Origin of the sequence: Terrimonas pollutisoli (assembly GCF_029360765.1) — a bacterium.
Taxonomy (GTDB): domain Bacteria; phylum Bacteroidota; class Bacteroidia; order Chitinophagales; family Chitinophagaceae; genus Terrimonas_B; species Terrimonas_B pollutisoli.
This window is the reverse complement of the sequence record NZ_JARKNA010000001.1, coordinates 981192-1006566: the sequence shown is the minus strand read 5'-3', so window position 1 is coordinate 1006566 and position 25375 is coordinate 981192. Positions and strand designations below refer to the sequence as shown.

At 42.6% G+C, this 25375-nt stretch carries 13 protein-coding genes; 1 reads left to right on the top strand and 12 read right to left on the bottom strand.

The genetic code is table 11. The annotated features are described in order from the left end of the window. Window positions 1-113 precede the first annotated feature (113 nt). Entirely contained in the window at window positions 114-3917 is a 3804-nt protein-coding gene (rpoB, locus tag P2W73_RS03860) for a DNA-directed RNA polymerase subunit beta (protein ID WP_276500667.1), read from the bottom strand. A 266-nt stretch (window positions 3918-4183) separates the two neighbouring features. Between rpoB and P2W73_RS03855 the strand changes: the two genes are divergently transcribed. Next, window positions 4184-5143: a ComEA family DNA-binding protein gene (locus P2W73_RS03855; RefSeq protein WP_276500666.1), complete on the top strand. Its 960-nt coding sequence runs from the start codon at window positions 4184-4186 to the stop codon at window positions 5141-5143. Window positions 5144-5199: 56 nt separating this feature from the next. On the opposite strand, the gene P2W73_RS03850 is transcribed toward P2W73_RS03855, so the two are convergent. From P2W73_RS03850 to P2W73_RS03800, 11 genes are all read right to left on the bottom strand, one after another. After that, window positions 5200-6759, bottom strand: a complete 1560-nt coding sequence (locus tag P2W73_RS03850; protein ID WP_276500665.1) for a RagB/SusD family nutrient uptake outer membrane protein — start codon at window positions 6757-6759, stop codon at window positions 5200-5202. A gap of 28 nt (window positions 6760-6787) precedes the next feature. Next, the gene (locus P2W73_RS03845) at window positions 6788-9934 is read right to left on the bottom strand and encodes a SusC/RagA family TonB-linked outer membrane protein (protein ID WP_276500664.1); all 3147 of its coding nucleotides are present in this window, start codon (window positions 9932-9934) and stop codon (window positions 6788-6790) included. A 342-nt stretch (window positions 9935-10276) separates the two neighbouring features. Beyond that, window positions 10277-10651 (bottom strand): 50S ribosomal protein L7/L12, encoded by a 375-nt coding sequence (gene rplL, locus P2W73_RS03840; RefSeq protein ID WP_276500663.1) that lies wholly within the window; start codon window positions 10649-10651, stop codon window positions 10277-10279. A gap of 115 nt (window positions 10652-10766) precedes the next feature. Further along, window positions 10767-11288: a 50S ribosomal protein L10 gene (gene rplJ / locus P2W73_RS03835; RefSeq protein ID WP_276500662.1), complete on the bottom strand. Its 522-nt coding sequence runs from the start codon at window positions 11286-11288 to the stop codon at window positions 10767-10769. Between the two features lie 28 nt (window positions 11289-11316). Continuing rightward, window positions 11317-12012 carry a 50S ribosomal protein L1 gene (rplA, locus tag P2W73_RS03830; protein ID WP_276500661.1) on the bottom strand — a complete coding sequence of 232 codons (696 nt, stop codon included), beginning with the start codon at window positions 12010-12012 and terminating at the stop codon, window positions 11317-11319. A gap of 25 nt (window positions 12013-12037) precedes the next feature. Further along, window positions 12038-12481, bottom strand: a complete 444-nt coding sequence (rplK, locus tag P2W73_RS03825) for a 50S ribosomal protein L11 (protein WP_276500660.1) — start codon at window positions 12479-12481, stop codon at window positions 12038-12040. Between the two features lie 269 nt (window positions 12482-12750). Further along, window positions 12751-13935 (bottom strand): DUF2264 domain-containing protein, encoded by a 1185-nt coding sequence (locus tag P2W73_RS03820; protein WP_276500659.1) that lies wholly within the window; start codon window positions 13933-13935, stop codon window positions 12751-12753. Window positions 13936-14071: 136 nt separating this feature from the next. Continuing rightward, entirely contained in the window at window positions 14072-15265 is a 1194-nt protein-coding gene (locus tag P2W73_RS03815; RefSeq protein WP_276500658.1) for a glycoside hydrolase family 88 protein, read from the bottom strand. A 78-nt stretch (window positions 15266-15343) separates the two neighbouring features. Then, window positions 15344-17281, bottom strand: coding sequence for a heparinase II/III domain-containing protein (locus tag P2W73_RS03810; RefSeq protein ID WP_276500657.1), 1938 nt, complete (start codon window positions 17279-17281; stop codon window positions 15344-15346). A gap of 61 nt (window positions 17282-17342) precedes the next feature. Next, window positions 17343-19568 (bottom strand): TonB-dependent receptor plug domain-containing protein, encoded by a 2226-nt coding sequence (locus P2W73_RS03805; protein WP_276500656.1) that lies wholly within the window; start codon window positions 19566-19568, stop codon window positions 17343-17345. A 170-nt stretch (window positions 19569-19738) separates the two neighbouring features. Then, on the bottom strand, window positions 19739-25252 hold the full coding sequence (locus P2W73_RS03800; protein ID WP_276500655.1) for a CBM96 family carbohydrate-binding protein: 5514 nt from the start codon (window positions 25250-25252) through the stop codon (window positions 19739-19741). Window positions 25253-25375 lie beyond the last annotated feature (123 nt).

The window sequence follows — 25375 nt, the reverse complement described above, 5'->3', positions numbered from 1 at the left end:
CTCATCACCTGTTGCGTCGCACACTTCAGCGTTCGGTAATTCTGCTGAGCTAAGAAGAACTTTCAGTTGGCAGTAACCGCAAATTGCAAACTGCCAACTGAAAAATTTTATGTTTATTCGAACTTAAGATCTAATCCCAATCCTCTTAACTCATGTACCAATACATTGAATGATTCAGGAACACCTGGTCTTGGAATGTTGTCACCTTTTACAATGGCTTCATATGTTTTCGCACGACCAATGATGTCATCTGATTTCAATGTCAGCAATTCCTGCAGAATGTTGGATGCTCCATAAGCTTCCAGTGCCCACACTTCCATCTCACCAAAACGCTGACCACCGAATTGAGCTTTACCACCCAATGGCTGTTGTGTGATCAGGCTGTATGGTCCGATTGAACGGGCATGCATCTTATCATCAACCATGTGGTGCAGTTTGATCACATAGATGATACCAACGGTTGCTTTCTGGTGAAAACGTTCACCGGTTTCGCCATCATACAAGTAAGTGTGTCCGAATTTAGGAAGCCCCGCCTTTTCAATGTAACCAGCAATTTCATCGGTGGTAGCACCATCAAAAATTGGCGTGGAGAACTTCATTCCCAGTTTTTCACCGGCCCAACCCAATACCGTTTCATAGATTTGTCCCAGGTTCATACGGCTAGGTACACCCAAGGGGTTCAATACTACGTCAACAGGCGTTCCATCCTCGAGGAACGGCATATCTTCTGCCCGAACGATTTTTGCAACAATACCTTTGTTACCGTGACGACCGGCCATTTTATCTCCCACTTTCAACTTACGTTTTACAGCGAGATAAACTTTTGCAAGCTTCAATACACCGGCAGGTAATTCATCACCGATTGAGATGTTGAATTTTTCTCTCTTGTAACGACCGAGCTCCTCGTTGTACTTGATGTTATAGTTGTGTAACAGGATGTTGATCTGGTCGTCCACTTTCTTGTCGCCTGTCCAGCCCAACGGATTGATATTGGCATAATCCAAACCAGTCAGGTTTTTAGCAGTGAACTTAGCTCCTTTTCCAATCTGTATTTCGCCAAAGTTGTTGCTCACACCGGCTGAAACATGATCTTTCAACAATGTAGTCAGCTTTTCCAATAGCACTTCCATCAGGTCAGCTTCGTTCTTTTCATGGATTTTTTCCAACTTATCCATAGCTGCCCTTTCTCTTACTTTGGCGTTTTTATCTTTCTTCGCTCTCTGGAACAGTTTCTTACCGATCACCACACCTTCTACTCCATTCGGTGCTTTCAAAGAAGCATCTTTTGCATCACCGGCCTTGTCACCAAAGATGGCACGCAAGAGTTTTTCTTCCGGGGTAGGATCACTTTCACCCTTCGGTGTGATTTTACCGATCAGGATATCACCTTCATTGATGGTAGCACCGATACGAATAATACCATTTTCATCCAGATCCTTAGTTGCTTCTTCAGAAACGTTAGGAATATCTGGTGTTAATTCCTCTTCACCCAGTTTTGTATCACGTACTTCCAACTCATATTCTGAAATGTGAACCGAAGTAAACATATCTTCTCTCACCACTCTTTCACTAATAACGATGGCATCCTCGAAGTTGTAACCCTTCCATGGCATAAAGGCCACTTTCAGGTTTTTACCTAGCGCCAGCTCACCATTTTGTGTAGCATATCCTTCAGTCAGGAAATCTCCTTTCTTAACCTTCTGCCCCTTCTTCACAGCAGGGTTCAGGTTAATGCAAGTTTCCTGGTTGGTCTTAATGAACTTGGTCAATTTATATACCCGCAGATCTTCTTCAAAGCTTACCAGTTTTTCTTCTGCATCACGATCGTAACGAACATGAATTTCATTGGCATCGACGAACTCTACTATACCATCGCCTTCTGCGTGGATCTGGATCCTTGCATCACGGGCAGCTTTTGCTTCCAAACCTGTACCTACGATAGGCACATCAGCACGGATAAGCGGCACGGCCTGGCGTTGCATGTTTGATCCCATCAGGGCACGGTTGGCATCATCATGCTCAAGGAAAGGAATTAATGACGCACTCAAACCAACAATTTGGTTTGGAGCTACGTCCATGAACTCCACATCCTTCTTATCTAATATCGGGAAGTCGCCCGTTTCACGGCTTACAATTTTATCTTCTACAAAATTTCCTTTCTCATCCAACTGTGTATTTGCCTGTGCAATCTTTGCGAGATCTTCCTCTTCGGCACTCAGGAATTGTAATTCCTTCATGTTTACCTTGCCCTCACTTACTCTACGATAAGGCGTTTCAATGAAGCCCATATCATTGATCTTGGCATGTACACAAAGCGTAGAGATCAAACCAATGTTTGGACCTTCCGGTGTTTCAATCGTACACAAACGACCATAGTGTGAGTAGTGAACGTCACGAACCTCGAAACCAGCTCTTTCACGGCTCAAACCACCTGGTCCAAGTGCTGAAATACGACGTTTGTGAGTGATCTCTGATAAGGGATTTGTTTGATCCAGGAACTGCGATAACTGTGATGTCCCAAAGAAAGAATTGATCACAGAAGAAAGCGTTCTGGCATTGATAAGGTCAACCGGGGTAAATACCTCGTTGTCACGTACGTTCATTCTTTCACGAATGGTCCTTGCCATACGGGCCAAACCAACACCGAATTGAGCATATAATTGCTCACCCACTGTACGTACACGACGGTTGCTCAGGTGATCGATATCATCAATCTCTGCCTTACCGTTTGTCAGGCGCACCAGGTATTTAATGATTAGAATAATATCTTCCTTCGTCAATACCTTTTTATCAAGTGGCTGGTTTATGTTCAACTTGCGGTTGATCTTGTAACGACCTACTTCACCTAAATCATAACGCTTGTCGCTAAAGAACAATTTATCAATAATGCCACGAGCCGTTTCATTATCCGGAGCATCAGCACCACGCAATTGGCGATAGATAAACTGAACCGCCTCCAACTCACTGTTAGAAGTATCTTTATTTAACGTGTTATAAATAATAGCGTAATCTCCACCTACATCTTCACGTTGGATGAACACACCAGTCAAATCCATGTCAGAAATGATATCAATAGCTTCTTCGTCAAGAACGGTATCACGTTCCATCACGATTTCATTTCTTTCGATTGACACAACCTCGCCGGTATCCTCATCTACGAAATCTTCAACCCATGTTCTTAGCACACGGGCAGCAAGGCGCTTGCCTATATATTTTTCTAAGGTCTTTTTATCGGTTTTTACTTCATCAGCCATACCAAACAGTTCAAGGATATCCTTGTCTGTTTCGTAACCGATAGAGCGCAACAATGTAGTTACCGGGAATTTTTTCTTCCGGTCGATATAAGCATACATCACATTGTTGATGTCGGTTGCAAACTCCATCCAGGCGCCCTTGAAAGGAATTACCCTTGCGGAATAAATTTTGGTTCCGTTAGGGTGAATGGATTGACCAAAGAACACACCAGGAGAACGGTGTAACTGGCTTACCACCACACGTTCTGCGCCGTTGATAACAAAAGTACCACGGGGAGTCATGTAAGGAATATTACCCAGGAACACATCCTGAACGATTGTCTGGAAATCAACGTGCTCTTCGTCGTTACAGCTCAAACGCAGTTTAGCTTTCAGGGGAACGGCGTAAGTCAATCCACGTTCCATACACTCTTCAATTGTGTAACGGGGCGGATCGATAAAGTAGTCAAGAAATTCCAGCACGAAAATGTTACGGGTATCCGTAATCGGGAAATTGTCCTTAAACACCCTGAACAAACCTTCGATATTACGTTTGTCAGGCGTTGTTTCAAGCTGGAAAAACTCTTTGAATGACTGGATTTGCACCTCAAGAAGGTCTGGAGTTTCGGCCAGGTGTTTAATCTTACCAAAATCCACCCTTTGATTCAATTTAGTTGAAGACATATGCGAAAAACCGGTTTTAAAGAATTCAGGACGTACAAATCACTCACAACCTCTTATTTTTTGCAAAACAAAAGCCAGTGAAAATCAATTAATTGAATGTAATCTGGAACGTCAAAATATTTTTGGCCAAAATAAAGGACTGCAAAGGTAAGGATTTATACTTCTCTGCCAAGAAAAAATTGCCGTCAAAAACCCCGCCAAAAATTCCGTTAAAAAACGCTTTCCCTGCTTTTCGACAAGTTCTAAATTGTTTAAAAAGCGGCACGATGAGGTGGAAAGAAATAGTCAGGGACTATCTTACTTTTTCCAGGAAAGAAAGTATTGCGGTCGTTGTACTGCTGGTAGTTCTGTCTCTAATAATTATTTCCCCTATCTTCTTCAGCCCAAAAAATAGAAATAATTCTATTTCACCGGATAATTCGTGGATAGCTGCAGTAAAACAATTAGAAGAAACTAATACGCCTCCCAAAGACAGTGATCAAACCCGCCACACTTACGGATATGAATATGACCGGCGGGAAAACAATTACCAGCCTTCTTCAAGCATCCTGTTCTTTTTTGATCCAAATAAGATCTCAGCTGAAGAATGGAAGAGATTGGGACTTCGTGATAAAACGATCCGTACAATTCAAAACTATTTAAGCAAAGGAGGTCAATTCAAAAGGAAAGAAGACCTGCAAAAGATATACGGTTTGCGCCAAAATGAATATGAAAAACTGGAGCCGTATATACAGATTCCGGGGGAATCTGCAGAAAAGAAAAACGAAGTCTCAGACAAAAGCAATTTTCCTGTTATCAACAAGTCTTTTGTAAAAGCTGGCCACTCACCTGTTGAAATAAATATCGCTGATACATCCGCATTTATAAGCCTGCCTGGTATAGGTAGTAAACTGGCTGCGAGAATTGTCAACTTCAGGGAAAAGCTTGGTGGATTCAACTCAATTGAGCAAATCCGGGAAACATATGGTTTGCCGGATTCCACCTATCAAAAAATAAAACCGCATTTGAAATTGGATAATGTTGGCATAAAAAAAATTAACCTCAATACAGCTTCAATAGATGCGTTGAAATTACACCCGTATATCAGATACAACATCGCCAACGCAATTATTGCTTACCGGAATGAGCATGGGAGCTTTTCTTCTATCGCAGATCTTAAAAAAATAATGCTTATAACTGATGACGTGTATAATAAAATCTCTCCTTACCTATCAACCACAAATTAAAGCCGCCTGCAATTGGTGATTGAGGCGGCTTTAAACAAACTTATAACTTAACGAGATTAATTATATCCTGGATTTTGCGGTTTTAAGTTAGGATTGTTCAACATTTCCTGAACGCCAAGAGGCATAAGCAAGTGTTTTTCCTGCAATACCTGGTTGGAACTTTTGTTGACATGACCTATAAAGTCATCAAAACCTTTAGTTGTTTCATTAAACACTTTCCTGAGACGTACCATATCAAACCACGTGATGCCCTCATAACACAGTTCATGCCAGCGTTCTTTCCAAACAGCTTCACGAAAAGTAGCTTGGTTATACGAACCAAGAGAAGGAGTCGCAAGCTGCGCCCTGTCCCTGATTCTTTTAAAAGCATCATAGGCAGTTTGATCGGGACCACCACCTTCATTCTTAGCCTCAGCATACATTAAGAGCACTTCCGCATAGCGTATCATAGGTACATTCAGATCGTTTCTTTTCGATCCATCCACACCCGGGCTTCCAAATGCCACTACATTGAAATGTTTAAAAATATAAGGCGCTCCCAGATCATAAGGCGCCCCTTTACCATCTTTATAATAACTGGTATAGAAATAGCCTTCCTGATTTTTTGCTCTTAAGTCGCCGGCTTCGTATGATTGATAGAAGGATAGTGTGGGAACTGAACTTCCGGTACCGCTTGCCCCGTAAGCAGTCACTGGTTTAAAGTTAGGTAACATATTTTCCATCGGATTACCAGCAACATCTGCAAAATACTGGAGTTCAAAAATATGTTCCAGCTTATTTTCTGTTGTTAAACTATGCACTTCTGCATACGTATTAAACAAATTGATAGAAGCTGGGTTGGCATTGGCATAAGTAATTACTTCGTACGCTTTATCAGTTGCCAGCTTGTAATATGCAGCACCTTTGTTAAGTGGAAAACCAGCCATGGTCAGGTATACCTTAGCCAATTGTGATTTCACCGCAGCTAATGATATTCGGCCTGTGGCATCCATCCATTGAAAGCCGGCAGCCTCTGCCGCTAAAAGGTCTTCAACAATTAAATTATAAATTTCTTCCTGTGGAGCACGGGCAGGAAAAAAATTTTCATCCTCGACGGTTTTAGGTACTGTTGTCATTAAAGGTATGTCGCCCCATAATCTAACTGCGTAAAAATAGGCCCAGGCGCGAAGAAACTTTGCCTCACCTAGAATCTTTTTCTTCTGCGCTTCGTCCATAGGTGTGATGGGGGGAACTTTCTCAAGAACAAGATTGGCATTCGCAATCACTTTATATAAACCGTTCCACCAGTTGACAATATGTCCTACATTACCATCATACGAAAGAGCGTACAAATTGTTTAGATCCGCATTTTGTGCTGTTTCTGTCGTTGAAGTCCCGGTCACTGCTTCCAGCATTTGCCAGTTGGAAGAGAAAATACCCGCACCGCCACCATAAAATCGCATATCGGCATAAACGGCAGCGATAGCTGCTTCTGCGTGTTCAGGTATAGTGTAAAAACTTTCCGGCGTTAAATTGGATGGATCCTGTTCTTCCAGGAATTTTTTACACCCTGATGAAAGCAACAGCATGCCCGACAATATAACCGCACTTATATATTTTATCATATTAAATTTCATAATTACTAACTTTAAAATTTATACTTGATTATAATCCTACATTAATCCCCACCATATAAAGAGTCGGTTTGGGGTAGCTATGCCAAAACATACCTTGCGAAAAGACATTCCTTCCGTCATCTGCATAACCTCCGGTGGGAGTTGCTTCAGGATCCCCATTCAGGTCATCATAAGTGATGATGAAAAGATTTTGAACAGATGCATAGATCCTAACTCTCTCAAGACTTAATTTATTGACGAGGTTTAAGGGTAAGTTATAACTCAATAAAATATTTTTGCCGCGAATAAAAGAACCGTCTTTGATCCAACGTGTGTCTACATTGGTAACGTATCCCGCTCTTGTATCACGTAATTGGGCAATTGGCGTATTTTGATTTTTCGGTGTCCAGGCGTTCAAGACTGTCTTATAACTGTTAGCAAGGGAGACCCTGTCTTCACTTGAGTGCGATGTCATATCGAGTATGTCATTTCCGAAGGAATATTGTAGTTCAAACAACAATCCAAAATTCCGGTAGCGGAAATTATTATTAAACGCACCGAAAGCCTTTGGACTTCCATTTCCGATAATCATCCTGTCTGCATCCGTGATTTTCTTGTCGCCATTAACATCCAGGTATTTTATATCACCGGGCAGAATTGTTAAATTATTCCGATAGCTTGTATATTTTGCTGCTTCAGCCGCTTCGGCTTCACTCCATGTTCCCAGGCGTACAAGACCCCAAAAAGAACCAGCAGCCTCTCCGATTCGAATGATATTTGTAGGATTGGTAAAATTCGCACCCCCTACATTGAAAATGTCGGCAGGTGTTGCGAGCGAAAGGACTTTATTTCTGTTCATCGACACATTAAGTGTAGAAGACCAACTAAAATCTTTCTTGTCAATGACAACCCCGGTTAATGCAAGTTCCAGGCCCTTGTTTTCCATAGACCCTACGTTCTTCCTGATCACAGCATAACCGCTTGTGCGTGGGACTGGCGCATCGAGCAGCATGTCTGTAGTTTTTCTATAGTATAGGTCTGCTTCAAGAGTTATTCGATTTTTCAATACTCCTAGCTCTACGCCAAAATCCGTTTGAGCAGTTTTTTCCCATTTTAAATTCGGGTTGGCTAACCTGTTCACACCTGTTCCTCCCACCCGCGCATTATTAATAACCGCGGCATAGTTTGAACTTAACAGGGATAGTGAAGAATAAGGCGGTATTTCTGAGTTACCAGTTAAGCCATAACTTGTACGTACTTTCAAACTTGAGATCACCGGATGTCCTTTCAGGAAATCTTCTTCAGAAACTCTCCAGGCCAATGCAGCAGAAGGGAAGAACGCATATTTATGATTTTCTCCAAATTTAGACGACCCATCTGCCCGACCTGTAAAGGTCACTAAATACTTTTCTTTGAAAGTGTAGTTGATTCTTCCGAAATAAGAGTTAAATGCAAATTCTGAAGCGTTGGAAAAAGCGCTGGGGTTAGTACTTCCTGCTCCAAGATTATTGTAAGAAAAATAATCAGTTGAAAAATTTTCTATCCTCGCACCACTACTGAAAAAGTTCGTGTGCTGCCAGGAAAGTCCCAACAATGCATTGATCGAATGAATTTCGTTAATGTGCTTGTTATAAGTAAAGTAGTTTTCAAGCGACCAAAACGTTTCTTTGCGGTTGTTCGAAAGGGCAATTCCCCTTTGGTTTCTTGCCAAAGTGCGGCTCTCAGATCCATTATTTTCCTGGCTTATGATATTAGCTCCTAAAACTGTTCGCATTTCCAGTCCCCTGGCGAGATTAATATTCGAGTAAAAGCTACCCAATGTTGTTTGAGTATTTAAAATAAACCTTGTATCTGTTACGCGGTGCACTACATTGTCGCGCCCCTCGGCATTAGGATAGTTTCTATTATCAGCCCAGGTACCGTCAGCATATTTTACAGGAAGAAAGGGAAAATCTTCAACGATGCTCCGGTTTACCTGGTCACTCTGATCTATTATATTTTCGGATTGATTCGTATAGCTAAGGGTTCCTCCTATTTTTAACCATGTCTTGATTTGATCATCAAAAGAAAACCTCGCGGAGTATCTTTTCAAGTAAGAGGTAAGAATCAATCCCTGGTCATTGCGGTAACCGAGGGATACAGAGTAATTACTCCGGTCATTGCCCCCGGAAAAACCTAATTGTTGATTATTGGAAAGTTTGTTCTGGGTAGCTTCCTTTAGCCAGTCGGTATCATAATAAGGATTGCCGTTGGCATCAAAAAGCCTGGGGTCCGTCCTGGCAAGTGCAGGGTTTCTTCCAACATACTTACCTGCGGCCCAGCCTGCAGGGTCAAACTTTTCCATATTCCTGTAAGCTTCGTCTTCAACCGCTAAAAATTCTTTTGCATTTAAGACTTTTGCTCTAATGGGTCCGATCGTTGGCACACTAAAATCTGCATCATAGGTGACCTTTCCGCCACCAGCTTTACCTCTTTTGGTGGTCACGAGAATCACCCCATTCGCCCCCCTGGCACCATATATCGCGGTAGATGAAGCATCTTTCAAAACTTCAACAGATACGATATCATTTGGATTAATATAATCGATTGCCTGGCTCGCCTGTGCCTGGTTACCCATAGGTATCATCACCCCATCGATAACATATAATGGATTATTGGAAGAGTTGATAGAACTAAATCCACGAATCCGGATATTCGTTCTTCCTCCAGGCCGGCCTGAGTTTGAATTGACCTGTACCCCAGTAACCCTCCCGGCCAAAGCCTGGCTCAAGGACGATGCAGGACGTTCCTGCAATTGTGAAGCTTTAACTGTACTCACCGAACCAGTAAGATCTGACTTACGGCGTGTACCGTAACCAATCACTACAACATCTTGTAATGACTCAGATCCGGCGACCAGGTTGACATTCAGAATCGTTGAGGAACCCAGCTTTACCTCCTGGTCACTATAGCCAACATAGGAAAAAATAAGCGCCGAAACAGACGTGGGTACAGCAATGCTAAAACTTCCATCGTCTTTTGTTTGAGTGGTAATAGTTGATCCCTTGGCATTAACAGTAGCACCTTCCAATGGCGAATCGTCCTTACCAGTTACTTTTCCTGTAATTGTTTTGGACTGAGAATAACCCGAATAAGCAAAACAGAGTGAGAGTAAACTGCATAGGAGCAGCTTGAAAAGAGAGAGATCTTTTTTCATACGCAAGTTTTTTTAGTTGTGTTATAAAAACGTCAATCGTTTAGTCAACAAAACACATGTTACATGATTTGCTGACTCTTTGCACTCATTATGATGGTTGAGAAGGGTGTCCCGGATACACCTGGATAGGCTTGTAATACTAGCTAGAATCTGGAGTCAAATTATAGAACAAAAACGATTTAGCAAAAAATAACTTAACACTTTCTTTATTATTTTTTTGTTTGCAAGAATGTGCAGGTTTTTTTCTTACATGAAATGCTAACTGAGTTGTGAAGTATATTATGAAATGAAAAAACCCTTAGCAATTGCTAAGGGTTTCCCTGTTTTATGCTTTAAAATAAATTAAGCAATTTCAACTTCAGCACCTGCTTCTTTCAGCTTAGCTGCGATATCATCAGCCTCTGCTTTAGAAACACCTTCTTTCAATGCTTTTGGTGCACCATCAACCAGGTCTTTCGCTTCTTTCAAACCTAAACCAGTCAAATCTTTTACGATCTTAACCACGTTCAGTTTAGAAGCACCTGCACTTTTCAGGATCACATTGAATGCAGTTTTTTCTTCAACTACTGCTGCGCCACCTTCACCACCTGCTGCAACTACAACTGCTGCTGCTGCCGGCTCGATGCCATATTCTGATTTTAAGAAATCAGCTAATTCCTGAACTTCTTTTACTGTTAAGCCTACCAGGCTTTCTGCTAATGCTTTTACGTCTGCCATTTTGTTTTAATTTTTCCCGTCTTCATACCTGCTTTGCAAGTCCGACGGCCGTTTAAAAAAATTGTTGCTGCCTTTCGTTTTTTACCATCCGGCCGGGTAAGTTATTTGAATAAAATTATTCAGTTGTAGCGTCAGCTCCACCGGCTTTCTGCTCGTGGTGGTGCAACAAAGCAGCCAATACACGTTTAGCAGGAGATTGTAACAAGCCGATAACTTCACCGATAAGCTCATTCTTAGTTTTAATCTGGGTAAGAGCTTTCAGACTGCTATCTCCTGTGTATACGTCACCGTTGATAAAAGCCGCTTTCAGTTCTGGCCTTTCAGCATTGTTTGCTTTGCGGAAAGAACTAAGAATTAGCGCCGGCTCTTTAGGGTTTTCGGAAAATAACAATGCTGTTACTTTATGCAGAGAGTCATATACACCTGAGTATTTCTCGCTGTCTAAAGATTCAAGAGCTTTTTTGATTAAAGTGTTCTTAGCCACTTTCATTTCCACTTTCTTGTCGAAACAAGCATGGCGCAATTTGCCAACTTGTTCTACAGTCAGTGATTCTGTATCGGTAACATAGAAGTTGTTGTATTGAGAGAACTTGCCTTTCAACAATTCAATCACTTCATTTTTTTGATCTTTTGTCATGATAGTAATTTTTTAATCACTTTTTAGATTAGTGAACAAATGCTTTTGTGTCGATAGCTATACCAGGGCTCATTGAGCTGGCCATGCTGATTCCTCTCATGTAAATACCTTTCGCTGTAGAAGGTTTTGCTTTGATAATTGCGTTCAGCAATTCTTGGCTATTTTCAGCGATCTTTTCAGGGCTGAAACTTACACGTCCGATTGAAGCATGGATGATACCTACCTTATCAACTTTAAAAGCAATCTTACCACCTTTTACTTCATTTACTGCGTTTGCTACGTCATTAGTAACTGTACCAGTTTTAGGATTTGGCATCAGGTTACGTGGACCTAACACTTTACCCAGCTTACCGATCTTAGGCATTACTGATGGAGTAGCGATGATGACATCTATATCTACCCAACCGCCTTCAATCTTTGTTACAAATTCATCCAGGCCAACGAAGTCAGCGCCGGCTGATTTTGCTTCAGCTTCTTTATCAGGAGTGCAAAGCACTAATACTTTTTTTGTCTTACCAGTTCCGTGGGGAAGAGTAACCGTACCACGGATAGCCTGGTCAGCTTTTTTGGGGTCAACACCCAAACGTACATGCAGATCTACCGATGCATCAAATTTGCAGGTAGAAATTTCTTTTACGAGAGTAGACGCTTCTTTTAATGAATAAGCTTTGTTTTTATCCACCTTTGCGTTTACAACTTTTCTTTTTTTACTGATGAATGCCATTGTAATTCGTTTTTAATTCTTTGAATTAGTTTTCCCAGGGAGCTTTACCTTCTACATTCAGTCCCATGCTGCGGGCTGTACCAGCTACCATTTTCATGGCACTTTCTACAGTAAAGCAGTTAAGATCAGGCATTTTATCTTTTGCGATTGTCTCTACCTGGGCCCAGGTTACTTTACCTACTTTGTTGCGGTTGCTCTCTTTGGAACCTTTTTGAATTTTTGCGGCTTCCATCAGCTGAATAGCTGCAGGAGGTGTTTTGATTACAAAATCAAAACTTTTGTCAGTATAAACTGTGAGTAGTACGGGAAGCACTTTTCCCATTTTGTCCTGAGTTCTTGCGTTGAACTGCTTACAAAATTCCATGATGTTAACACCTTTGGAACCTAATGCAGGACCGATTGGAGGTGCAGGATTGGCCTGGCCACCCTTGCACTGTAGCTTTACAAAGCCAGAGATTTCTTTTGCCATTTTTCTTTGATTTATTGGTTCAAGCGTTCCGATCGTATCGGAACTCCCAAATTCCTCATTCCGCCAATTGACGGATGTCTAAAGAACTAATTGGGGCGGCGAAGGTAAGGCTAAAAATCGGATTGGGAAAGGTTTTATAAAAAAAACAAGAACGAAAATAGCCTCTGGCTTCAATACCCCGGATTCCAGATAAAATGCGAACTGCCCTTTTACAAGTATCAACTAATCAGGCCGTTATATGTACCTTGATCAGAAATTGATGAGCAGGATCAATACTCCACATGATAATCTTTCTTAAATGGCTGACTGCTCCATGCTTTTTTAGACGTCCAGTCAGCGGCAGGGGCTGTCCAGAATTTGTGATCAGCCGGGAGGCCCAGGTCCAGAAATCCAAGCGTTGCCATATACATGCTTCCGGTGGATGTGTAGTAGTCCGCTATCATTGGTTGATGACCACAGAAACCAAGCACCAGCCATCCGTTGCTATCAAAATTGTTACAGCCATCGTACATGCGATGCATCACCGCGGTCAATGCACTACGCACCTGTGCGGGAGCAATATGTTCCGGCAGTTTTTCCATCAATGCTGTTTGCGCCAATGCCTGGAAGGCAGCCGTTCGATAAGTAATGGAACGGCCAAATGCCGGATAGCTTCCATCAGGTGCAATAAAGCGTTCGGAAAATTCTGCGTATCGAGCCATTCGCTTCAATGCTGTTTCGTAATCTTCAACCCTGATCCTTTTTTTATCGGCTAATACTTTAAAAAAATCAACCAGCATCGGGTGAATGACATAACTGTTATAGTAATCCATGCTAAAGCTTGGCCCATCACTGTACCAACCATCACCCTGGTACCATTCAATGATTTTTCTTTTGGCAAATTCAATTCGCACAGGATCGGGCTGTTCTCCGATGCTTAATAAAAATACTTCATTGATACCGGCAAACAAGAGCCAGTTATTATAAGCACCTGTTCTTGTTCGTAATGCTTTAAATTCTTCAGCTACTCTTTTCTTTGTCACTGAATCCAACGGTTCCCATAAAGCTTTGGGTGCTCTTAAGAAAGCCTGCGCCATATATGCTGCATCAACGATGGGCTGTGCCTCGGTCTTAAAGTTTAAATAATCAGGATTGCCGGGATCAACCGCATTGGCAATTCCTTTCAGCAATGCCTCACGTAACTCTTTCCGTTGCTTACCTTCTTTTGTACCATCATCCGGCAATGCTAACCAGGGCGCTATGCCTGCCATGGTTCTGCCTACCGCTTCGAGATAAGTTACTTTTTCTGCGTTCAAGCCATAACCCGGAGCTTTTTCTACAGGCATGTTTTTTTTCAATGTGCCATTAGCTAAATTTAAAACAACAGGAGATGAAATCTTATATAGCAAGCTGCACCAATACTCACGGTCTTGTGCTCCGGAAGCTACCATTTTCTCCGATGGTTTTGTTTTCACTTTTTGTTTTTGGGCTGTCCCTTCTACTGAAATGAAGAGCAGAAAGAAGCATAGTAGTATTGAAAACCTCATTGTCATATTTTCCCTTTTGAAAGTGAAAGTTAGTACTCAATTCCCGGCATGAAATCATTCATTTTTACAAATACCAATCCTTATATCTTTTCAATGCTTCCAAAAAATAATAATCTGCATATACGAGCGGCACATCTATTTCGCCACCCTGAGGAAAGGCGCCTGTGCTGTGCTTTAATAAAAAGCCACCGTTCTCCCCCGGTTTAGCCCGATATGCATCGCTTGAAAGCGACTGTAACATAACTGTTGCTGCATCCACATATTTGTTCTTTTCAACGCCTGTTGTATATTGACCGAGTTCTAAAAGCGCCGATGCGATAATAGCCCCTGCAGACGCATCACGTTTTGCATTAGGGATAAAGGTTGCTTCAAAATCCCAATAAGGAATTTTATCGTCAGGCAAGTTGGGATGATTTAAAATAAAATCAGCAATATGCTTAGCCTGGTTGAGATATATCTTATTTTTTGAAAACCGGTACATGGTTACAAAACCATAAAGTCCCCATCCCTGTCCTCTTGACCAGGGCGAACAATTAGCGGCGCCCTGCCAGGTGGCTTTACGCTTTACTTTACCGGCGGCTAAGTCATAGTCCACTATATGAAAAGAACTGTAGTCTGGCCTATAATGATTTTTAATAGTGGTATTGGCGTGGGCTATTGCAATGTCCTTATACTTTCTATTACCGCCATTGTCACTTACCCAATACAACATTTCAAGGTTCATCATATTATCGATAATAACCGGGCAGTCAAATAATTTGTTTTTGTCCCATGACTGTATGCTTCGTATACCGGGTCTGTAGCGTGTGGCAAGTGATGCAGCAGATGTAAACAGGATGTCTTTATATTTTTGATTGTGAGTAATTCGGTAGGCATTGCCAAAACTGCAATTCATCATAAAACCCAGATCGTGATTGCCTGTAAAAGTTTGATTAGGTTCCAGCACAGCAAGACAGCGTTCAGCTTCTTTGCGGATAACTTCATCTTTGGTTTGTTCATAAATATACCAAAGGGAACCGGGGTAAAAGCCGCTACACCACCAGGTAATATCATAGGCGAGAAACTTCTTATTTTTTTCATCGTAGCTCTGTGGCATTTTATCACCAGGGGCAAGCGTCATCATATAGCGGTATTGCGAATCCGCCAGAGCGAAGTTTTCGTCGATGAGTTGCTGCATCTGTTCTGCTGATGCGCTGGGTTGAGCCTGTATTGTAAAAATTGATATAGCTGCCGCAAGAAACAATATTATTTTTTTCATCTGGTTGCCGTGTTTTTAGTGTATGTTGTCACAGTGTTTTTTAAAAATTATTTGATTATCGTCGTGTATTTCGATTTACTATTTATTGATAGTGAATTTATACCGCCCTTTTAATACCTGTTTTTTTGCGGTAAGTGATAGCCGGTATAATTCGCTACCCCAAACCTTTGATAAGCGGGGATCAGTTTGTGGTATGATTTCTATATTTGCATCAAATAAAGCTGCATCGTAGCTCATTCTAATACGGCGCCCATCTTTTTCCAGTAACACGATACCGGCACGGCTTATGTCGGGCTTGGCCCATACCATAAAATTTATCTGGTTAGCAGCTTTCAGTGCAGTCAACTGAAAAGCGTCTTCAATGACAAGTCCCTCGGTTGGCGATAATGTATAAGTTCGTTTCCAGTTTTTGACAGCCGCTTCTTTATTGTAAGCGCTGCTGATATCCATGGTCAATGAAGATTTTTTTGCATCAAACAAAACCTCTTTTGCCCGGTATTGCGCACCGAATTGCTGCGGCATGCCATTGATCATTGGAAGATTGTGATAATTGCTTTGCATGGTCCAGATGCTGTAACGTTCGCTGCTAAAAGTTTGCCGGGTGTAAGTTCCTACACCCACATCAATGAACACGGGCATTGAATCAACATATAGTGAAAATGTGCCCACATCATTATGATTATGGCTTTCGTTGTTATAACCACCTTTGGCTGCAAAGAAGAAACCCTGTTTGTTTTTCATGTAGCAGAACTGTGTTTGCGGATACCATGAATAAACAGATGAGGGCAGTGCCGGTTTTGCCTGCATTAATTCATTATATACTGATAAGTTTTCTATCGTTCTAAAAAAATCTCTTCCCGCATTGATTTCATTATTACCCTGCCTGCTGCTCACTAAATAAGCGGCAAACTGTTGCATGTCGCTGCTCCCAACAGCCTTGCCATAGCGATAGATAACGCCAGGCTCTCCTCCACCCTTTGCCGAAGCATCGGCGAAATTGATCACCCAGCCATTGCCCACATAACTGCGGGCAATGTATTCGCCCATGTTTTTGATCATGGGTTCATTAAAAATACTTATGCGGCCATTAGTGGCATAACTTAGGAGTTGCAGATAATCGTATAGCTTGCCGGCGGCATGTCCCCAATACGAAGGGCCTTCTTCACAAGCGCCATCTTCGTTGGTATAATTGATAAACCTATCTACGCTTATCATGCTACGATGAACAGCTGCCGCCAGTTTATCCGCATCTTCTTCCATCAATAAAAAACAGGTAAGTACATTAAAATTGCACCAGGGGTTCCAGTTGTTCACCAGCATACCCGGTTTGTAATTGAAAGCCTGCCACCAATAATCGCTGCGGGCCATATACGGCTCAAGGATCCTTTGTTGAATTTCATGACGCAACCTCGAGGAAATTATCGGATTAATTTTATCCCATTCATCATGAAAAAAATACCAGGTCCATGATAAAAAAGATCCCAGGTCGCCGGATGTAAGGTCAATGATCTGTTCATTGAAATCGGGCAATGCACGTTTGGATTTCTGCGCACCTAAATGCGCTGATAATACCCATGATGACATTTCGCAGGCCTGCCATACGCCATTGATGATCTGATCCATAAAACGGCCTTTGCCTTCGGCCAGTTCAGCAAGCAGTAAATTACTTAGCGCCGTATTGTTGCTGCCAAAAGGGTTTTCCATTGCCACACGACTGCCGCTTCGTTCATATTCCAGGTAATCGGTTGCTTTTATAACCTTCCATTCATGGCTTAGAAATTGTTCGCCTTTTCGTATCAATTCCTGCTTTAAAGAACCGGTCAATGCATCCCATGCTGCACGGTTGGTATAAACGGGATATTTTATCCATTGATCTTTGGAAAGCAGGTTCCCTTTTACATGTTGAAGGCCGGCTTTTTTTTGCAACAGATCGCGGGGTTCATAAGCGTTGGCTTGCAAAACCGAAAGCAAATTGCATAGCACAAAAAAAACAATAATCATCAACTTTTTTATCATATTCAGTTCTATTTATGAGACAGGGTTACGATGTATCTAATCGCCTTTGTTTTATCTTAAATCAGAAACTCTTTTTTAGAGAAAACACAAAATTTCTTCCCGGCGCTGAAATACCACTGGCGAAATAACGATAGTTTTTATCCAGCAGGTTTTCGATCATCAGCCCGGCCAACAGATTTTTTCCAATGTTTACAACACTTTGCAGGTTGAGTGTAAACCAGGCAGGCATTCCATCCACGGTAGCATATTGCTGGTTATCTTCTCCATCAGGGTTATATCGGGCTATATGTTTCCATCCATTGAATAGCGTAAAAAATTCTGCATTCCATTTTTGTTGCACATGCTTCATTGAAATACGGCCATACGCCGGCGGGATATGATCCAAAGGTTTAGTAATACCTTCATTCGAATAGCTCCCTTTGGTAAAGGTAAATACAGCATCCATACTGGTATGGGTCGAAAACCGGTATGCGGCGTTTACACTAAAACCATAAACATGGGCATTTGCTTTATTTTGCGGCGCCACTACTTTGCTGTACACGCCGTTATACAAAACGCTATCTTTTCCCTGGAAGGAAAATGCATCCATTACAATTACATCCCTGAACCAGGTGTAAAATAAAGAGCCTCCAATATTGAATTGTGTAGCGTACTTATTAAAATTCATCTCTGCATTATAAGTGTACTCCGGTTTAATACCAGGATTGGGCACTATCAAAGTACCGGCGGCGCTTTCAAATACTTTGCTCATATCATCAACGTTAGGAGCCCTGAATCCACTGCTTAACAGCAACGCAGCACGAAAGTCACGTGCATCTGCATACACCAGCCCAATATTTCCTGTAGCCGCTATATTGTTTTGCTTAATGCGGGTGAATGGAAGTTTTGTAGTCGTACTATCGGCGAATACAGCATCAATATGAACAAGGTTTAAGCGAAGCCCGTCATTCAATGTCCACCGGTCATCCAGTTTCAATGTATGTTGCGCATACAGCGCATTATACCCCATGCTGGTGGGCCCGTCTGAATAACGGGTCCTGATACGGCTTACCTGGCCCGAAACTATATTTCTTTTTTCAGCCGTACTTCTGACAAAGTTGCTGTAGCTTTCTGCGCCTACATGAATTTCATGTTGGCCACTGTAATGTTTTACGTCAGTATTGATACCAAAAATATTCACCTGCTCCCACCTGTAATCTTTATTGTTATTCTTAAATCGCCTGCTGATACGGCTTTCTTTAATATCCTGGTAGCTGGCGGTAATTTTTATATCGCCCCAAAAACCATCTTGCTTGGTAGCGGAAAAATGATAGGCAGCCAGGTTGCGTTGCTGTGGCCCATAGTACCATTCCGCATACGCAGGTATGCCATTATTGTTTTCAGAAAGGCGGTCATAGCGGGGAACATCAGTGCTATTGGAAAGCTGAAGATTTAATATATGCTCTACATTTTCTTTAGGTTGGTATAAAAATTTTTGAGTTATATCCGTTTGTTTGTACCCGGATGTTGCCTGCTTATCGGGGTTTGGATTCACAAGTGCGCTGTCGGTACTACCAAATCGTTTTACGATAAAATATTTTTTCCCAAAATCAGGATATTTTTCACTGCGGTTTTTCCCCTGCAGCATATCGCCAAAACTTCCATAAGTAACCGATGTTAAGGAAGCAAATTGCCTGCCGCCAATATTAACGGTGGCATTGCCTCTTGCTTCGCTAGTTGCCGATGCATAACGGGTAGTAACACTACCGTTTACTTTGGGTTTGCCCGTTTTGGAAAGCGCCGGATTTTTTGTGTACATATTTATTACACCGCCCAATGCATCGCTGCCGTAGATAGTAGAAGAAGGCCCGTACAGCACTTCCATTCTATTCAATACCATATTATCGATGGTGATTATATTTTGCAGATGACCAGCCCGGTAAATTGCATTGTTCAAACGTACACCATCCACCATCAGCAATATACGGCTGGCTTCAAAGCCACGGATAACGGGACTTCCTCCGCCTTGCTGACTTTTTTGCACAAACACTGATCCGTTGTTGATCAGCACATCCGCTGCATTAGCCTGTAAATTCAGCGCCGTTCTGTTTTTGATCAATGTAGCGTGTTGCGTCACGTACTTTGCCGGTTCGGCAAACTTATTGGCATACACAATTATTTCTGCCAGCTTTTTAGGGTCGGCGTTTAACGTGTCCGTTTCTTTTTCAATTTGCGTATAGCCGGTTAAAGGCAGCGCTGATAATGCCGGTAAAATTATTGCCAGTAGTATGTTGCTGATCTTTTTCATGTTCACCGTTTCATTAAACAACTTTGAAGGCTTATATTATGTTATAAAAAAAGTTTGCACCTGTTTATTAACAGGGAGCTGACTATTTGATCAGCTCCCTGTTGCTATTTAAAAATCCTGTCCGTCACTTCCTCCATCTTCTTCGCTTCCAATGTTGCGGTTTTTCATAGTTATAATTTTATCAACTTCAGTACTACCCGTTTTGCTCCCTGCTGCACTTTTACAAAATAAGTTCCTGCCCGCATACCATGACCGAGCTGTATCTTTTTGCCAACAGTTGCAGTTGTTTTTTTCACAATGCGGCCATGACTGTCCATCAGGCTTATTTCTATTCTTTCTTCGCTTTTGCTTTGTATCAACAATTTGAAATCAGCATTACTTGGATTCGGCGATACGTTCACCTTTAATGAGGCATCATCTGTTGTAATAGCATCCGGTTCGGGTTGTGCATTTCTGAATGCAACACCTTTCGATGCCGGCGAGGTTGACCATGTGCCCAATTCCTGGTAAGTTGTCGTGGCCGTTAAGGTAATATTGGTGGCTGCATTAACTGCTGAGGGATCGAGCAGGTAGCCATTCCGGAGATAGAAGAAATCGCCTGCCGGCCCTTCCGGTGTTGTTTTCCACACCCTGCTGAAGCCCTTGCCGGTGCTGCTTGTTGAGTCGGCATTGTACCATAACCTTACATCAAAATTGCCGCTGCCCCCAACCCTGCGTACAAATAGTTTTAACTGCAACACATCATTCGGTGTATAAATTACATTGCTGACATTCATTGGCACAAGGAACTTTTTACTGTTGTTTAATGCATTACCTGAAACCTGCTGGTATAACAGTTCGCCGGAACCGATCAATGAACCGTTGAGATATAATTCTGCCAAAAGGTCAATGCGCCGGCCATTATTATCACTATTGGTTACACCCATAAAAACGGTAACAGGCCCAAAGGAACTTGGACGATATTGTACGGTTACGGTTTGTGTTGCTGTATTGGTGTTGCCATGAATATCTGTTACAGTCCAGGTTACTGTAGTAGTACCAACCGGGAAGAATGAAGGAGCATCATTGGTGACACTTGCCACAGCACAGTTGTCGGATGTTGTCGCAGTCCCTATGCTTACGGTTGCACCATTTTGCCCTGCATCGGTATAGGTGCTGACATTGGCGGGTGCAGTGATCAATGGTTTTTCCGTATCATTCACCGTAACAGTAAATGAACAGCTTGAGGAGTTTCCGGCAAAGTCTGTCGCGGTATGTGTGACAGTCGTGGTTCCGGTTGGGAACACATCGCCGCTATTCAAACCATCGGTCAATATAATTGCCGGCACAGTAGTAACATTGTCCGTAGCGGATACGGTATAGTTAATTATAGCTCCGCATTGCGACGAATCACAGGCAACCACAATATTTTCCGGACAATCAATCACTGGTGCGGTGGTGTCTTTCACGATCACTGTGATGGAATCCGACAGCGAGCTAAGACCAGCGTTATCCGTTGCTTTTACTCTTATACCATACGTACCTGGCAGCAGGTCAGCCCAGTTCCATTCATAAGGTGCCTGGCTAATGGTTGCCTTCACTGCACCGTTAATAAGAAATTTAACGTTAGCTATTCCCTTATCATCTGTGGCCGTTGCTTGTATGATCGCACTACTTCCCTCAATCAGCGAATCGCCGTCGGATGGTTGTGTCAGCGTAATTACCGGGTAAGCATTTATTAATATCATGGGGCGCATCACGGTATTCGCTACCTCTCTTGAATTGAAATTCACATCTACAGTACTGCCGGCTACTGTACCAACAATAGCCAGTGTCAATGTTTTGTCCCCATTTATTTCTGCATTTACATGGCTGGCAATATCCCATTCCACCAAACCGCTTTTTCTGCCGGGCTGTGTGCCCAACAAAGTAGTGGTGACCGGTTTATTATTCCAGTTAATGCCGGTTTCTGTCCAGCTATCATCATCACATTTCCACAACTGCCATTGGGTGGCAGTAACATTTGCATTAGCTGCCTGTATGAACAATCGCAGTTTGGCTGCATTATGGGTACCACTATACTTGCTTAGATCAAACTTAAGGTAGCTTACCCTGTTGAATCCTGCTACTTCTTTTTTCACCACTAATTGCTGCACAGCGCCAAAGTTGGAAGCAGCACTGGCACCATCCCGTACGTATGCATCCGCAACCGGCTGCACTCCACCGGCAGTATCGGTTACTATTACCGTAATTGAATCTGATAGGGAGTTAAAGCCAAGATTGTTTGTTGCTTTTGCCCTTATGCCAAAACTACCGGGCGGCAAGTTGGTCCAATCCCATTCATAAGGGGCTTGTGTAATCGTAGCCTTATGCTGGCCATTGATAAAGTATTGTACGCTATCCACTGCATTATCATCGATTGCAGTTGCTTTTAACCTAACCGTGCTTCCCTGTGCTAATATATCATCATTGGCCGGCTGTGTTAAAGTTAATGACGGATAAACATTCGTCAATATCTGTGGCCTGAGCAAAGCTGTGGCTATTTCTCTTGAATTAAAGTTTATATCCGCGGAGCTTCCGGCTACCGTGGATACAACGGCAAACGTCAACATCTTGTCACCATTCATTTCTGCTTTTAACTGGTTGGTAATATCCCATTGTGCGATACCATTTGTTTTACCGGGCTGTGTACTGAGTAAAGAAACTGTTGCAGGCTTATTGTTCCAGGTAATACCGGTTTCTGTCCAGTTATCGTTTGTACAATACCATAACTGCCATTGGGTGCTGCCAACGGTTGAGCCAGCTCCCTGTATGAATAATTGCAGTGTGGCAGTGTTTATCGTGTCTGTATTATCGCTTAGATCAAATTTTAAATAAGTTACCCGGTTAAACCCGGCAGCATCTTTTTTAACTATCAACTGTTCCAGTGTACCAAAATTGGCAGAGGCGCTTCCGCCATCCCGCACATAGGCGTCCGCTATTGGTTGCAATCCCGGCTCACCTTCTTGTATAACTGTAATAGCGCTGTCAATTGTTTGTGTACTGCTATTTCCATTTGCGTCACGAATAGTAAGCGTAACCGGGTATACGCCCGGCGTGGTATAACTAACAGAAGGAAATTCGGCAGTAGATGTGGCTGGTTGCCCACCCGGGAATGACCATTCAAAAGTTACGGCGCCATGATACGCAGAGAAATCCCTGTAATTAACAATGCCCGACCAACGGTCTAATACATTTTTATCAAATGCAATCTGCGCATCCAGGCCCGAGGTTTCTATCAACTCATGTTCCCATGCGCCGCGGGAAGAACCCATCCGGAATTTATTTTTTGCAGGAACAGTATGTAAATTTCTTGAGTAACCAAGCATGGGCAAACCTGTGCCTAATTGTTGCCAGGCAGCCGATGCATTATTATGATACCAAACGCCGGCACCATCGAGATACACATACAGCCCACCATTGGTACCCCGTTGGTAAACGCACTGGCGGGCTGCATTCACAGAAAGATTGCCAGTGATATTGGCCCAATTGGCGCCGCCATCTGTAGTGGTTAATACTTTGCATGCGTTTTGTGCACCGCTATATAATAACCATATATCGCCGGGCAACGCACCCAGTTCAATATCACTGATAGTTGTTTGGCCATTGCTTTGAACGGATGTTGGAGTAATGGTTGTCCAGGTAGCGCCTCCATCTGTAGATTTTTGTACAGCCTGGTTCTTCAATAACACGTACATGGTTTTGGGATCTTTGCGGGCAATACGAAAACGGGTAACTGCCTGGCCAAAATCCTTAAAAACAGTTGCATTATTTATGTTCTCGGTTGATACTTTTACCTCATTGCCTTTGATACCGTAAATAGTTGTGTAAAGATTGGGATGTACTTCCAACAGGTTCAACTTAGGATAAATGCCTGTGATGGCCGAACTGCTAACGGTATTATCAGCATTTACCCGGCCAATAAATGATCCGTAGCCGGTGTTATAATAAAACAAACTGTCGTTGGCGGGATTCACCATACAGTCATTGGCATCACCGCCACCTTTCTCCAGCCATCCGCCGTCGCCATCGTAGCGACGAACCTTTGTGGGGCCATGGTCGCAACCGGCTGCAACGATATCTCCTTTAAACGAAGAAGAAAATCCCCACAGGTCAATGGAAGAAATATCATAGCCGATTGTTTCAATGGTCGTCATTCCATTGAATGACCGCGACAAGCCACCATCATGTGCCACCAGCACGGTATCTCCCACAGCACTAAAGCCGCGAAGATCCGGGTGCACATATTTGGGGCAACCGCCATAGCCATTGGTCATGTCGGTAAAGCTGACACCGGCATTGGTTGATTTTTTTACAATACTGCCATTAGGAGAGCTACCATAGAAACCCGCATAAACAATGTTTTCATTTCTCCAGTCCACTGCAAAGCCTTCCAATGGTGTGCCGGGCTTTATCTTATTTACAATGCTGCCGTTAACGTCTGCATGGTAAATGGTATCCTGGTTAAAATAAGGACGAACAAATATCTTGTCAGGCGCTGCAGGCACTACAATCATTTCAAGACCCTGGTTGCCGTAAACAGTAGTACGGCCGGAAGCCTGTATAATATTCATCAAAAAACTAAATGTGGCGCCTTTATCGGTTGATTTATAAATACAGGGCTCGTTAGCCGCATTCCATACACCGATATAAACGATATTGGGATCGGCAGGGTGAAAGTCAAGACCCCAGAAATTATACGTACGGTCGTGTATGCCCAGTGGCTGAGCTGAATGCACATTCCCGAATTTTTTATTTGCCCCGCCTGCACTGTTATCAAAAGCTACCGACCAGCTATTTCCGCCATCGGTGGATCGATATATTTTTCTACCAAAACTGGATAACACCGTGGTTTGATCATCGTGAGCTACTGCAATAAAATAAGGTCGGGTAGTTGGATTAACGGTACGGTTGAGTTCATTACAATAAGCCCAGTTATTTCCGCCATCCGTTGACTTCAGCAACCCTGCTTCTGTTGCGGCATAAACAAGTTGGGCGTTTTGTGATGAGGCTTCAAAGTCTCCATAATAATAATCGCGGTTAGCATAGGTGTTGGTACCGTTGGGAAAATTGCCATCCGTCAGGCGCCAGCTAGTACCGGCATCCTGGCTTACCCACAGACCACCATAAGAAGTGCCGGCAAACATATTATTGGTATTATACGGGTTGATGTATACACGGTCTGTAAATCCGCCTGATAATACAGAGCTCGTACCACATCTGGTTTTTGCTGCATGAAAAGGGCCAATCATGCGCCAGCTACCAACAGTTTCGCCAGCAAAGGTTTCAGGTGTCCGGGCACTGGTCCTTGCGGCATCTTTCATTTTTATTTTTTGCTGCTTGGTAAAAGCGGCTACTTGTTCTTCAGCGCCTGGCTGGGGCAGGAGGTAACCATCTTTATCTATATTGCCGGCATTAATTTCCAGCCAGCGGCGACAGATCTTTTCCTGGCTGCTTCTCTCTGTTTTGTGTGCAGAAAAGAATTGCTCATATTCCGCTTTTACCTTCCAGTAATTAGGCCGTGCAGAATTAAGTTCTTTGTACCACTCCGTATTGGAATGATCGGTCTTTGTCCGTTTAAATTGATCTTCTACTTCCTGGGCGGGCATCGCTAATGAAGAAAGTATCAAGGTGAGAAACATTGCTATATGTAGAAATTGTTTCATAAACTTTTGTTTTAGTTGTAATTTTTTTGCTGTATGATCTTCGCGGAGTAAGCACTTTTCAAAACTTCGATGTACCATGTGATTCTTAAAAAATCCTGCCAGGCAAGTATCATTTTTTTTAAA

Excerpts from the sequence above, each read along its gene's own strand:
- rplJ (WP_276500662.1), bottom strand. The coding sequence starts at position 11,288 with ATGACAAAAGATCAAAAAAATGAAGTGATTGAATTGTTGAAAGGCAAG.
- P2W73_RS03805 (WP_276500656.1), bottom strand. The coding sequence starts at position 19,568 with ATGAAAAAGATCAGCAACATACTACTGGCAATAATTTTACCGGCATTA.
- rplA (WP_276500661.1), bottom strand. The coding sequence starts at position 12,012 with ATGGCATTCATCAGTAAAAAAAGAAAAGTTGTAAACGCAAAGGTGGAT.
- P2W73_RS03855 (WP_276500666.1), top strand. The coding sequence starts at position 4,184 with ATGAGGTGGAAAGAAATAGTCAGGGACTATCTTACTTTTTCCAGGAAA.
- rplL (WP_276500663.1), bottom strand. The coding sequence starts at position 10,651 with ATGGCAGACGTAAAAGCATTAGCAGAAAGCCTGGTAGGCTTAACAGTA.
- P2W73_RS03845 (WP_276500664.1), bottom strand. The coding sequence starts at position 9,934 with ATGAAAAAAGATCTCTCTCTTTTCAAGCTGCTCCTATGCAGTTTACTC.
- P2W73_RS03815 (WP_276500658.1), bottom strand. The coding sequence starts at position 15,265 with ATGAAAAAAATAATATTGTTTCTTGCGGCAGCTATATCAATTTTTACA.
- rplK (WP_276500660.1), bottom strand. The coding sequence starts at position 12,481 with ATGGCAAAAGAAATCTCTGGCTTTGTAAAGCTACAGTGCAAGGGTGGC.
- rpoB (WP_276500667.1), bottom strand. The coding sequence starts at position 3,917 with ATGTCTTCAACTAAATTGAATCAAAGGGTGGATTTTGGTAAGATTAAA.
- P2W73_RS03810 (WP_276500657.1), bottom strand. The coding sequence starts at position 17,281 with ATGATAAAAAAGTTGATGATTATTGTTTTTTTTGTGCTATGCAATTTG.
- P2W73_RS03850 (WP_276500665.1), bottom strand. The coding sequence starts at position 6,759 with ATGAAATTTAATATGATAAAATATATAAGTGCGGTTATATTGTCGGGC.
- P2W73_RS03800 (WP_276500655.1), bottom strand. The coding sequence starts at position 25,252 with ATGAAACAATTTCTACATATAGCAATGTTTCTCACCTTGATACTTTCT.